This window comes from Mesorhizobium sp. M4A.F.Ca.ET.090.04.2.1 (assembly GCF_003999085.1).
Lineage (GTDB): Bacteria > Pseudomonadota > Alphaproteobacteria > Rhizobiales > Rhizobiaceae > Mesorhizobium.
On sequence record NZ_RZOT01000144.1, the window covers coordinates 1 to 11,570 of the forward strand.

An 11,570-nucleotide genomic window follows, 5' to 3' on the forward strand; every position below is an offset into this window, starting at 1 on the left:
AATGTAGGCGATGTTGGCAAGCGTCGGCGTGAACACCAGGCGCGGCACCCGCGTGATGATGTCGACATTGTTCTTCAGCGCATTGAGCGCCGTCCAGACGAGCGGAAACACGGCGAGGAATCCGGCCAGCGCCAGGATGGCCTTGGCGATCAGGCGGCCCGGTCTTATCCGATATTGCTTCATGCCTGCACCCGCTTCCACAGCAGCGTGAAGGTGATGACCGTGGCGATCATCATCAGCACGGCCATCGCCGAGGCGTAGGAGACTTTGCCGGACTCGATGAAGCCTTGCGAGAAGGCATACATATCGAGCGTCTCGGTCGCGACGCCCGGCCCGCCGCGCGTCATCACATAGATCAGGTCGAAGGAGCGCAGCGACTCGATCATCTTGACGAACATCAGGCTGATCAGCGGCGCCTTGAGCATCGGCAGCGTCACATAGGTGTGGATCTGCCAGCGCTTGGCATGGTCGAGCCGCGCCGCCTCGATCGGCTGCGGCGGCAAGGTTTCAAGCAACTTCAGTATGATGACGGCGAAGAACAGCCCCCATTGCCAGACATCGACCGAGGCGACTGCGAACAGCGCGGTCGAGGCCTTGGAGAGCGGATCGAAGATCAGTCCGCCGGTGACCAGCCGGTAGGGATAGGTGGCGATGCCATAGAGCGGATGGTAGGCGAACTTCCACACGAAGGCCGCCGAGACACGCGGCAAAAGCACCGGGATGATGAACAGCAGGCAATAGATGTTGCGCAGCCGCGGCGACGCCACTTCGAACATCAGCACGCCGAGCCCGATCGCAACCACCATGGTCGCCACGACGGTGACGATCTCCCATTTGACCGAGACCCAGACGGCGTTGAGGAAGCGGCGGTCGAGGAAAAGCTCGGCGAAATTCGAGAACCACACCCAGGAATAGCCCGGCGAACTCAGCTCGCGGTTCTGCAGGGCGATGACGATGGCGTAGAGCGTCGGCACCATCGACAGCACCAGCAGGATGGCGAGCGTCGGGACAAGAAATGTGACGGGCAGGGAAGAGCGTCGGCGCATGGCCTATCCTCGCGGGCCTTTCGGGTGTTGGCGGGTCTGAAGAACCCGCGGCGCGCAGGTCCGGCATTTCGGCGAATGCCGTGGACCGCGCGCCGCGGACGGGAGGACTACTTCTTCTTCACCAGCTCGTTGGCGTAGGCCTCGAGCTCGTTGAGGCTGCCCTTGATGTCGGTTCGCGTGCCGGTGACCAGCTCTTCGAGGATGATGCCCCAGCGGTCGCCGAGATCCGGCCAGCGCGGATCCTGCCAGAAGTTCACCGCCGTCACCTTGCCGGTTTCGGCCAGCGCCTGGCCGAGATCGGCGCCGTAGATGTCGGCGAATTCCTTGCTGGACAGGATGCTGGTGCGGTTGAGCTCGCCGAACTGGTGCGCGTCGAGCCGGCGCTTCTCGTTCTCCTTCGATGTCGCCCAGGCGACGAACAAGCCGGCGCACTTCTTCGAGGCGTCGTCCGGATTGGCCTTCGTCGCGATGGCGAGGCCATGGCCGTAGCCGCCGCCAGGCAGTGGCGCGGGCGGCGGCAGGAAGCCGACCTTGCCGACCACCTGCGAGGTTTTCGGATCGACCGCCATGCCCGACAGCGGCGTCGATTCGACGAGGATAGCGACCTGGCCGGAGAGGAAGGCGCCGGTCGATTCATCCCAGCTGCCGGTCTGCGTGCCGGGCGCCGAATCCTTGAACAGCTTGAGGTAGGTCTCGGTCGCCTTGACCGCGGCGTCCGAATTGAAAGCCGGCTTGTCGCCGTCGAACCACTTGCCGCCATAGGCCTTGAAGTAGGGCATCCAGCGCCAGACATTGGCGCCCGAGCCGCGCGCGCCGCGCAGCGCGATGCCGTACATGCCTTTGTCGGCATTGGTCAGCTTCGGCACGTCGGCGAGCAGATCGTCCAGTGTCTTCGGCGGCTGGATGCCGGCGGCCTCCAGAATGTCCTTGCGATAGACCATCAGGTCGCCGCCGCCGGTCAGCGGCGCGAACCAGACCTTGCCGTCATAGGTGGCGACCTTCTGCCGGCCCGGATCGAAGTCGGCGAAGTCGTATTCGGCCGGATAATAATCGGCGAGCGGCGCGATCCAGCCGGACGACGCGAACAGCGCGACATTGGCTTCGTCGACATAGTAGACGTTGTAGTTGCCGACGGTGGACGCATCGGCGCGCGACTTTGCCCGGCGGTCGTTCTCGTTGAGGTAGTCGATCTGGAAGCCGGCGCCGGAGAGCTTCTTGAACTCGTCCTTGGAGTCCTCCAGCAGCGTCAGTCCGTCGCGCGGCTGCGCCAGCACCTTGACCGGCGCCGAGCAGACCGGCGCCTGTGCCAGCGCCATCGTTGAAGCGGATGCGGTAAGCACGAAAGCTGCGCCCAGGCTGGCAGCGAGCCGAGTTGATTTCATTGGTTTTTCTCCTCCAGGAATCGTCGCGGGAAGCGGCTGTCCTCGGGCTAAGCGACCCTCACCGTCGCCCGAGCAACTTGCCACCCGTCGCCAAAATGAGGAGTTGCAAAGGGGCACGCTAGAAGCCCCGTTGCAGCAAACCTGTACTTTTATGCATTGTGCGGCGCAAAAAACCACCAAGGCGGGACAGACTTGGCACACGAGTATCAGTGCTGTTTTGGGAGTCGGTTCTCGACCGGATCAGGCCCGCATCGCCAGCCGATGCCGCGACAGCTTGCGGTAGGATGACGGCGTCATCTTGTGCTTGCGCAGGAAGGCGCGGTTAAAGTTGGAGATGTTCATGTAGCCGACCTGGAAGCAGATATCGGTGATCGGGATCTCGGTGTCGGAAAGCAGCTTGCAGGCTTGCCAGAGCCTGAGCTTGGCCAGGTGGTCGCTGAAGCTGTTGCCTGTGTTCTTCTGGAAGAAGCGCGAGAATGTGCTTTCGCTCATCCCGGCCAGCTCCGCCACATCCGGCAGCTTCAGGTCCTCGGCGAAGTGCTGGAACAGATAGGTCAGCGTGCGCTGGATGATGTCGAGCGATTGGGCGTCGAGCAGCGGCGAGAAATCGGGCGACGACAACAGCTCGTATTCATCGGTGCTGGCCAAGAGGTCGACCAGCTCGAGGAACAGGCAGAGCCGTGGCAGCCCGTGCACCGTGCCCATCCGTTCCAGCAGCGCGGCGCCGTCGATTGCCGTCTGTCCGTGGAAGACCATGCCGCGCAGCGACCGCTCCAGGAACGGCTCCAACTCGCGCAGCTCCGGCAGCAGGCCCGCCGAGCCGCGCAGCCGCTGCGGATCGAACTGCAGCACGATATCGCGCCCTTCGATCAGCTCGCCGGGCTGCACGGCGGTCACCCAGTCATGCGGCAGGCCACCGCCGACGATCGCCAGGTAACCCGGCCCGAACTCGCCGATATGATCGCCCACCAGCGCCACGCCCGACGATTTCCTGAGCAAATGGATTTCGTATTCCGGATGGAAGTTCCAGACATTGCGTTCCCACGGATAGTCGTCCAGACGCCATAGGAAACTGTCGCTCGCTTCGGTGACGATATGCTCGAAGGAGGGCACGGTGCGCGGGATCGCGGCGGTATTTTTCCTTTGTCTGAACGTCATCCATTCCTCCCGTCCCGGAAACCCGTAGCAGGCTCCGTGCGGCAAGTGAACGAGGCGCCGGCGCCGCTGGCTCAATGGTTCGCCGCCCGTCCTCCCTTGCCTTCATGTCGCATTTCGTTCAATAGACGACGCAAACGGCGCCATATTGCGCCGTTTGTGTGCGGCTTCCGGGCTCTGTCCCGACGCGCCGTGGTCTGAAGAGCGGAAAATGTCTGCGATCGAAGCCGGCGCTCGCGCGCCGGAAAATCTTTGGCGTCAGGAAATCAGGGCGACGCTGGCGCTTGCCTGGCCGATGGTGCTGACCAATCTCGGCCAAACCGCCATGACCGCGACCGACGTCATGATGATGGGCCGGCTGGGGCCGGACACGCTGGCAGCCGGCGCGCTCGGCGCCAACCTCTATTTCATGCCGCTGATCTTCGGTCTCGGCCTGATGCTGGCGACCTCGCCGATGATGGCGACCGAGCTCGGTCGCCGCCGCCATTCGGTGCGCGACCTGCGCCGCACCGTGCGCCAGGGCCTGTGGCTGGCGATCCTGATCTCGATCCCGATCTGGGTCTTCCTCTGGCACGGCGAGAGCGTGCTTCTGGCCATGGGCCAGGAGCCCAGGCTGGCGCATCAGGCCGGCATCTATCTGCGCTGGCTGGAATGGGCGGTGCTGCCCTTCTACGGCTATATCGTGCTGCGTTCCTTCATCTCGGCGCTGGAGCGGCCGGGCTGGGCGCTGGTCATCGTCTTCGTCGCCGTCGCCTGCAACGCCTTCTTCAACTGGGTGTTCATGTTCGGCAATCTCGGCGTCGCGGCGATGGGCATTTCCGGCTCTGGCCTCGCCACGTCGCTGTCCAGCACGCTGATGTTCGCCGGTTTGGCGGCGGTGGTGATGCTCGAGCAGAAATTCCGCCGCTACCACCTGTTCGGCCGCTTCTGGCGCTCCGACTGGCCGCGCTTCAAGGGTCTGCTCAGGCTCGGCCTGCCGATCGCCGGCATCCTCGCTTTCGAGGTGACGATCTTCAACGCCGCGGCCCTGCTGATGGGTCTGATCGATGCGGACTCACTGGCCGCGCACGCCATCGCGATCCAGATCGCCTCGATCTCCTTCATGGTGCCGCTCGGCCTCAACCAGGCCGTCACGGTGCGCGTCGGCCTGGCTCATGGCGCCGGCAATCCGGAAGGCGTTTCCCGCGCCGGCTGGACGGCCTTTGTCATCGGCGTTTCCTTCATGGCGCTGATGGGGCTGGTGATGATCCTGTGGCCGCACCTCCTGATCAGCGCCTTCATCGATCTGACCGATCCGGCCAATGCCAGGGTGATCGCGCTTGCCGTCTCCTTCCTGGTCTTCGCCGCGCTATTCCAGATCTTCGACGGCGCGCAGGCGGTGACGGCCGGCATGCTGCGCGGCCTGCACGACACCAAGGTGCCGATGATCTATGCCGCGATCGGATATTGGGGCGTCGGCCTGCCGCTTGGCGTGCTGCTCGCCTTCGATTTCGGCTTCAACGGCGTCGGCATCTGGATCGGCCTGTCGTCTGGACTGGCGGTGGTGGCCGCACTTCTGCTGGCGCGCTGGCTGCGGCGCGACCGCATCACGCCGGCGCTGTCCTACGGGCATTGAGGAACGGCCACCGGGATCGATGGCCGTTGCGTTTCACGGGTATTCAGTTGCCGTCGGAAGACATGGCGCCGAGCAGCCTGCGGATGTCGCCGAACCTGGCGATCGAGCCGAACACCAGCGACGCCACCGCGACGAAGAACACGGACACCGCGGCCATCGTCGGCGTGTAGCCGTAGCGCAGCGCGTTGAAGATCTTGATCGGCAATGTCTCGGTGGTGAAGCCGATCGTCATGTAGGCAACGATATACTCGTTGAGCGACAGCACGAAGGCGAAGGCGTAGCCGGAGACGAGATAGGGCAGGATCAGCGGCAGCACCACCGTCTTCAGCACCTTGCGGTCGTCGGCGCCCATCGTCGCCGCCGCCTCGACCAGCGAGCGGTCGATCGAGGCGAAGCCCAGTGACAGCGTCACCAGCGGCAGCGTCACGAAGAAGATCGCGTGGCTGATGATGGCGGTGAAGAACTGGCCGAAAAGCCCGACCGTCGCCCAGAAGCTCAAGAAGCCGAGCGCCGTGATGACCGGCGGCAGGATGAAGGGCGCCAGCCCCAACACCTGGAAGATGTTCGCCCATGGCGCGATGCGCCGCCACAGGAACCAGGCAAGCGGCAGCGCGATGGCCACCGCGATCGCCGCCGAGCAGACGGCGAGCGTCACCGAATGGATCAGCGCCAGCCGCCATTCCGGATCGGTGAAGATCTGCGCGTACCAGGCAGCCGAGAAGCCGACCGGCGGGAAGGTCAGCTCCTGGCGCGAATTGACCGAGACACCGGCAACGACGATGAGGGGCGCCGCCAGGAACAGCGCGATGACGGTGAAGTAGAGACGGCGAAGCCAGGTTGCGGTCATAGCGCGTTCTCCCTGCGTCCGACGAGCAGTGTCATGCCGACAAGCGCCAGCGAGATCAGTACCAGGAACACCGCCATCGCCGCCGCGAAGGGCATGTTGGACTGGTAGATCGCCTGGTCGGTGATCAGCACCGAAAGCGTCCAGTGTTGCGGCCGCCCGAGGATCTGCGGCAACAGATAGGAGCCGAGCGCGAAGACGAAGACCATGATCAGCGTCGCCACGATGGTGTTGCGGAGCGCCGGCGCGACGACGTTGAAGAAGGCCTTGACCGGCGAGGCGCCGAGCGTGCGCGCCGCCTCCAGCAGGGTCGGGTCGAGCCGGACGAGCGCTGGATAGAGCACCAGGATCGTGTAGGGCAGCGCCTGGTAGACCATGCCGGTCAGCACCGCGCCGAAAGTCGGCAGCAGCGCCACCGGCTTGTCCATCAGCCCGATCGCCACGAACAGGTTGGTGATGCCCGCCGTGTGCGAGAACAGCGTCGACCAGGCAAAGCCGATGATGACTTCCGACAGCGACAGCACCGACAGCAGGCCGACCAGCCACAGCGTCTGCACGCGGCGCGGCCGCCTGGTTAGGAGGTAGGTGAAAGGGAAGCCAATCGCCACGCAGCAGACGGCGACCAGCACCGCCAGCATCAGCGAAAAGCCGAGCACGCCGCCGAAGAAGACCGACAGGAAGCGCGCGTAATTGTCGATGACGAAATCCGGTGTGTAGAAGCCGGACGGATTGCGCTTGAAGAAGCTCACCGCGATCATCGTCGAGAATGGCACGACAAAGAAGATGATGAGCATCAGGCCCGGAAAGAAGAGCGGCGTGTAGTCGGCTACCGACTTGGGAGCTTCGCGTCTCATGAGCCGAGCACCACGCAGCTTTCCGGCGGCAGCACGACGCCGACCTTGGCGCCAACCGGCGCGTCGTGCCGCTCGCGCGGCGTCGTCACCGCGACGATGCTGGTTCCGCCCACCTCGATGAAGGTCTCGATTGTGCCGCCGAGGTCGCGCACGAAGCTCACCTCGCCGGTGAGGCCGGCACCGCCAGGGTCGCCAAGATGCACGTCCTCGGGACGGATCGACACAGAAGCTTTGCGCAACCCCGCCGGCATGGCGAGGCCCGGAATGGCGGTGCCGAGGATGGTGGTGCGCCCGGCGCTGTCGACCTCGACCGGCAACAGGTTGGTGATGCCGATGAAGTCGGCGACGAAGGCGTCGGCCGGCTTGCGGTAGATCTCGATTGGCGGCGCCGCCTGCAATATCTTGCCGTGGCCCATGACGACGACCAGATCGGCCATGGTCATCGCCTCGCGCTGGTCGTGGGTGACGACGATGGTGGTGATACCGAGCCGCTGCTGCAGCTGGCGCAGTTCCACCTGCATCGCCTCGCGTAATTTGGCGTCTAGCGCCGACAGCGGCTCGTCGAGCAGGAACAGTTTCGGCGACAGGGCGAGCGCGCGGGCAATCGCCACGCGCTGGCGCTGGCCGCCCGAAAGCTTGGCAACGGGCCGGTCTGCGAAGCCCGCCAGATGGATCAGCGTCAGCAACTCGTCGACCCGCTTCTTCTGCTCTTCCCTGGAGGCGCCACGGATGCGCAGCGCATAAGAGATGTTGTCGCCGACCGACAGATGCGGAAACAGCGCCAGCGACTGGAACACCATGCCGAGATTGCGCTTGTGCGTCGGCAGCGGCGTGATGTCCTCGCCGTCGAGCACGATGGCGCCGCTGGTCGGTTCCTCCAGCCCGGCGATCATGCGCAGCAGCGTGGTCTTGCCGCAGCCCGACGGGCCGAGCAGGCACACGAAAGTGCCATGCGGCACGTTGAGCTGCACATTGTCGACGGCGGCGAAATTGCCGAATTTCTTGGTGATGGCGTTGATGTTCAATCCGGACATGCTCACCCCTCTCTCAGGATATTGCACCGCAAGGGCCGCCGGGCAGATGTCCGGCGGCCGGTTTCATGCCAGTGCTCAGCCGACGATCAACTCGGTCCACTTCTGGTTGATCCAGTCGGCCTTCGACGTATAGAGGTCGTAGCGCGGGATGATCGGCTCGATGTCCGACGACACAGCGGCGAACTCTTCCGGCTTGAGGTCGAGCACCTCCTTCTTCAGCGTCGGCGTGGTGCCGACCTTGCGCGACATGACGCCCTGCATCGAAGGCTGGCTCATGAAGTCGATGAAGGCGTGCGCCTCCTCGACCTTGGTCGAGGCGCGCGACAGCACCCAGTTGCCGGAATCCTGGATGCCGCCTTCCTTCGGGAAGGTCGAACGGACATGGAAGCCGTCGGCGGCCGCAAGCCCGGTGACGTCGTGGTAGTACTGGCCCATCGGGATCTCGCCCGACTTCAGCGCTTGCTCGAACTGCGCCTCGTCGCGATACCAGAGGCGCACGTTCGGCTTGACCTCGGCCAGTTTCTCGAACGCCTTGTTCAGCCCGTCCTCGGTGTCGAGCGCGTTGGTGCCGCCCATGAAGGTCTTGGCCGTCACTTCGAGCAGGAACGAGTTGGAGGCGAGCGCCAGCAGGCCGAGTTTGTCCTCGTTGGCCTTGTCCCAGAGTGCCGCCCACGACGTCGGCGCGTCCTTGTAGACGTCGGTGTTGGTGACCAGCGTGATCCACCAGGCGACGGCACCGATGCCGGCGACGCGGCCGTCCGGATATTTGTTGATGAAGCGGGGCAGCAGCTGGTCGTAATGCTTGACCTTCGAGGTGTCGAGCGGCGTCCACAATTCGGTCGACTGGCCCTTCAGCGTCGAGGTCTGCGACATCATCGAAAGGTCGGCCGGCGCCTGCCCGGCCTTGGCCGCCTGTTCGAGCTGCACCAGCCAGGCCTCGCCGGTCGGTTCGGCGACCGATTCCACCGCGATGCCGGTTGCCTTGGTGAATTCCGGGAAGACATGCTCGTCGAACGATTTCTTGAAGTAGCCGCCATAGACGCCGACCTTCAGCGACTTGTCCTGCGCCCGCAGCACCGCGGGCATGGCGAGCACGCCGGCGGCGGCGAAGCCGGCGCCAAGCACGCCGCGCCGGGTGATGGGTGTTGCGATCAGTCTGTTCATTTCAATTCTCCTCTGTTGTGCCGGTTGTCCGGCGGGTTCCCTTGGTTGCGTTTCTCCGCCGTCAGGCGGATCAGTGTGCCGCCGCTCGTTGCTCGAGCGCGCGCGCGTATTGCGTCAGTGGAAAGCACATGACGAAGAAGATCAGCGCCACCAGTCCGTAGACGGTGAACGGTTCGAAGGTCGCGTTGTTGATGGCGTTGGAGGTCCTGACCAGTTCCTCGAAGCCGATGATCGAGGTCAGCGCCGTCGACTTGATCAGCTGCACCAGGAAGCCGACGGTCGGCGCGCGGGTGATCGAGAACGCCTGCGGCAGGATGATCAGCCTGAGTTCCTGCAGGTAGTGCAGCCCGAGGCTGGCGCCGGCGTCCCACTGGCCGCGCGGCAGCGCGTCGACGCCGCTTCGCCAGATCTCGGCCAGATAGGCGCTGGCGAAGAAGGTGAGGCCGAGCGCCGCCGCCGTCCATGGCTCGATGCGCAGCCCGAGCATCGGCAGACCAAAGAACATCAGGAAGAGTTGCATCAAGAGCGGCGTTCCCTGGAACAGCGCGATGTAGCCGGAGGCAATCCGCCGGGTCCATTTGGTCTTGGCGATGCGCAAGAACAGTACGGCCAGGCCGACCAGCGCGCCGCCGACGAAGGCGGCGAGCGACAACAGCACCGTCCAGCGCGCGGCGAGCAGCAGGTTGCGCAATATGTCCCAGAAAGTGAACTCGATCATGACACGCCGGCCCCCAGGACGCGGCGTCCGCCGCCGACCAGCAACCGGCGCAGCCCCATCGACAGGCCGAGATAGACCAGCGTCACCACGAAATAGGTCTCGAAGGCGCGGAAGGTGCGCGCCTGCAGCATGTCGGCCTCGTAAGTCAGTTCCCGCACCGCGATCTGCGACACGACGGCCGACTCCAGCATCATGATGACGATCTGGCTGGTCAGCGCCGGGTAGATCACCTTCAGCGCCTGCGGCAGCACGATCTTGACGAACACCAGGCGCGGCCTGAGCCCAAGCGCCAGTGCGGCTTCCGTCTGCCCGCGCGGCACCGCGTCCAGTCCGGCGCCGACGATCTCGATCGTATAGGCCGCCATGTTGAGCGTCATCGCCAGCATGGCGGCCAGGATCGGATCGAGTCTAATGCCGAGGCTGGGCAGGCCGAAGAAGATGAAGAACAGCTGCACCAGGAACGGCGTGTTGCGCATTACCTCGACATAGGTCGCGATCGCCAGCCGCAGCGGCTTTGGGCCGCTTCTTTTGCCGGCGGCCCCCAGGATGCTGAGGAACGTTCCCGCCAGCGTGGTGACGGCGATCAGCAGGATCGTCGTCGCCGCGCCGCGCGCGATCGCGCCCGCCGCACCCGTAAGCCAGCCGAAGTCGAGGCTGTAGCCCATGGCAAAACGCCCTGTTGCTCCAAAGCATGATCCCGAACCCTCGGTTCAGAAAGATCATGCTCAAACAAAGATTGAGCCCATCCCGATTCGATCGGGATGGGCTCGCGATCAGTCCTTGAGGTTGTCGGGGTTGAGCGGCGTCTTCAGCCAGGCCTTCGAGCTCTCGTCCAGCTTGCCTTCGGCCAGCATCTTGGCGACCGCGTCGTTGATCGCCTTCTTCAGTCGGTCCTCGTTCTTGTTGAGGCCGATATGCGAGGGCGAGGTCAGCAGCTGGAACTTCTGCTCCGGCTGCAACGCATCCTGCTTGGCCAGCACCTGGGCGCCGACATCGTTGCCCACAACCATCAGCTGGGTCTGGCCGGAGATGAAGGCCTGGATGACGGAGTTGTAGTTGTCGAAGCGGCGGATGTCGGCGGAAGCCGGCGCCGCTTCGGTCAGCGAGGTGTCCTCCAGCGTGCCGCGATTGACGGCGATCGACTTGTCGGCAAGGTCTTCCTTGCCTTTGACCGACAGCGCGGCCGGGCCGATGACGGCGATATAGTAGGGCGCGTAGGCGGCGGCGAAATCGATCACCTCGGCGCGTTCTTTCGAGTAGCCGACGCTCATCAGGAAGTCGACGCGTTTGTCGGTGAGATAGGGAATGCGGTTCTGGCCGGTGACGCTGACCAGGTTCAGCTTCACCTTCAGGGAGTCGGCGATCGCCTGCGCCACGTCGATGTCGTAGCCCTTGATGCTCATGTCGGCGCTGGCCGAGGAGAAGGGCGGAAAGTCGGAGAAGATGCCGACATTGACGGTGCCGGCCTTGGTGATGTCGTCGATGGCATCGGCCCTGGCGGCCTGGGAGGACAGGCCGGCGGCGCCGAGCATCAACATTGCCGTGGTGGCGGATTTCAGCGTGTTGCGAAGTGTCATTTTAGTTCCCCTGCTGGAAGCTTGTTGTTGAGTCCGGCCGCCGGCTCCAGCGCGGCGGCCGTATTGGCTTGGCGTCGCCTCAGCCTTTCTTGATGGCCGGGCTGAACACCATCAGGCTCAGGATCTCGAACAGGACCTGGGCGCCGACATGGGCGGTGTTGGTGGTCGCGTCGTACTGCGG

At 64.5% G+C, this 11,570-nt stretch carries 11 protein-coding genes and 1 pseudogene; 1 reads left to right on the forward strand and 11 read right to left on the reverse strand.

Annotated features, from left to right (window positions below):
- From EN781_RS12625 to EN781_RS12640, 4 genes and pseudogenes are all read right to left on the reverse strand, one after another.
- Window positions 1-183, reverse strand: a pseudogene (locus tag EN781_RS12625) (carbohydrate ABC transporter permease); the annotation flags it as partial.
- Entirely contained in the window at window positions 180-1,046 is an 867-nt protein-coding gene (locus EN781_RS12630; protein WP_126057030.1) for a sugar ABC transporter permease, read from the reverse strand. The gene EN781_RS12630 and the pseudogene EN781_RS12625, both read right to left, overlap by 4 nt.
- Before the next feature lie 107 nt (window positions 1,047-1,153).
- The gene (locus tag EN781_RS12635; protein ID WP_126057029.1) at window positions 1,154-2,428 is read right to left on the reverse strand and encodes an extracellular solute-binding protein; all 1,275 of its coding nucleotides are present in this window, start codon (window positions 2,426-2,428) and stop codon (window positions 1,154-1,156) included.
- 240 nt (window positions 2,429-2,668) lie between these two features.
- On the reverse strand, window positions 2,669-3,586 hold the full coding sequence (locus tag EN781_RS12640) for an AraC family transcriptional regulator (RefSeq protein ID WP_126057028.1): 918 nt from the start codon (window positions 3,584-3,586) through the stop codon (window positions 2,669-2,671).
- A 208-nt stretch (window positions 3,587-3,794) separates the two neighbouring features.
- On the opposite strand from EN781_RS12640, the gene EN781_RS12645 reads away from it, so the two are divergent.
- The gene (locus tag EN781_RS12645; protein ID WP_126057027.1) at window positions 3,795-5,198 is read left to right on the forward strand and encodes an MATE family efflux transporter; all 1,404 of its coding nucleotides are present in this window, start codon (window positions 3,795-3,797) and stop codon (window positions 5,196-5,198) included.
- A gap of 43 nt (window positions 5,199-5,241) precedes the next feature.
- Here the strand turns inward: EN781_RS12645 and EN781_RS12650 are convergent, their stop codons facing one another.
- The 7 genes from EN781_RS12650 to EN781_RS12680 form a co-directional block, all read right to left on the reverse strand.
- A complete protein-coding gene (locus tag EN781_RS12650) occupies window positions 5,242-6,045 on the reverse strand; it encodes an ABC transporter permease (protein ID WP_126057026.1) in 804 nt (267 codons plus the stop codon).
- Entirely contained in the window at window positions 6,042-6,896 is an 855-nt protein-coding gene (locus tag EN781_RS12655; RefSeq protein WP_126057025.1) for an ABC transporter permease, read from the reverse strand. The genes EN781_RS12650 and EN781_RS12655 overlap by 4 nt, the downstream gene beginning before the upstream one ends.
- Window positions 6,893-7,930, reverse strand: a complete 1,038-nt coding sequence (locus tag EN781_RS12660) for an ABC transporter ATP-binding protein (protein ID WP_126057024.1) — start codon at window positions 7,928-7,930, stop codon at window positions 6,893-6,895. Before EN781_RS12660 ends, EN781_RS12655 begins: the two co-directional genes overlap by 4 nt.
- 75 nt (window positions 7,931-8,005) lie before the next feature.
- Window positions 8,006-9,094: an extracellular solute-binding protein gene (locus tag EN781_RS12665; RefSeq protein WP_126057023.1), complete on the reverse strand. Its 1,089-nt coding sequence runs from the start codon at window positions 9,092-9,094 to the stop codon at window positions 8,006-8,008.
- 70 nt (window positions 9,095-9,164) lie between these two features.
- On the reverse strand, window positions 9,165-9,812 hold the full coding sequence (locus tag EN781_RS12670; RefSeq protein ID WP_126057022.1) for an amino acid ABC transporter permease: 648 nt from the start codon (window positions 9,810-9,812) through the stop codon (window positions 9,165-9,167).
- Complete coding sequence (locus EN781_RS12675) at window positions 9,809-10,477, reverse strand: amino acid ABC transporter permease (RefSeq protein ID WP_126057021.1); 669 nt, start codon at window positions 10,475-10,477, stop codon at window positions 9,809-9,811. Before EN781_RS12675 ends, EN781_RS12670 begins: the two co-directional genes overlap by 4 nt.
- Before the next feature lie 108 nt (window positions 10,478-10,585).
- Window positions 10,586-11,389 carry a transporter substrate-binding domain-containing protein gene (locus EN781_RS12680; RefSeq protein WP_126057020.1) on the reverse strand — a complete coding sequence of 268 codons (804 nt, stop codon included), beginning with the start codon at window positions 11,387-11,389 and terminating at the stop codon, window positions 10,586-10,588.
- Window positions 11,390-11,570 lie beyond the last annotated feature (181 nt).

Coding starts and splice junctions, on each gene's coding strand:
- EN781_RS12630 (WP_126057030.1), bottom strand. CDS start 1,046: ATGCGCCGACGCTCTTCCCTGCCCGTCACATTTCTTGTCCCGACGCTC.
- EN781_RS12635 (WP_126057029.1), bottom strand. CDS start 2,428: ATGAAATCAACTCGGCTCGCTGCCAGCCTGGGCGCAGCTTTCGTGCTT.
- EN781_RS12640 (WP_126057028.1), bottom strand. CDS start 3,586: ATGACGTTCAGACAAAGGAAAAATACCGCCGCGATCCCGCGCACCGTG.
- EN781_RS12645 (WP_126057027.1), top strand. CDS start 3,795: ATGTCTGCGATCGAAGCCGGCGCTCGCGCGCCGGAAAATCTTTGGCGT.
- EN781_RS12650 (WP_126057026.1), bottom strand. CDS start 6,045: ATGACCGCAACCTGGCTTCGCCGTCTCTACTTCACCGTCATCGCGCTG.
- EN781_RS12655 (WP_126057025.1), bottom strand. CDS start 6,896: ATGAGACGCGAAGCTCCCAAGTCGGTAGCCGACTACACGCCGCTCTTC.
- EN781_RS12660 (WP_126057024.1), bottom strand. CDS start 7,930: ATGTCCGGATTGAACATCAACGCCATCACCAAGAAATTCGGCAATTTC.
- EN781_RS12665 (WP_126057023.1), bottom strand. CDS start 9,094: ATGAACAGACTGATCGCAACACCCATCACCCGGCGCGGCGTGCTTGGC.
- EN781_RS12670 (WP_126057022.1), bottom strand. CDS start 9,812: ATGATCGAGTTCACTTTCTGGGACATATTGCGCAACCTGCTGCTCGCC.
- EN781_RS12675 (WP_126057021.1), bottom strand. CDS start 10,477: ATGGGCTACAGCCTCGACTTCGGCTGGCTTACGGGTGCGGCGGGCGCG.
- EN781_RS12680 (WP_126057020.1), bottom strand. CDS start 11,389: ATGACACTTCGCAACACGCTGAAATCCGCCACCACGGCAATGTTGATG.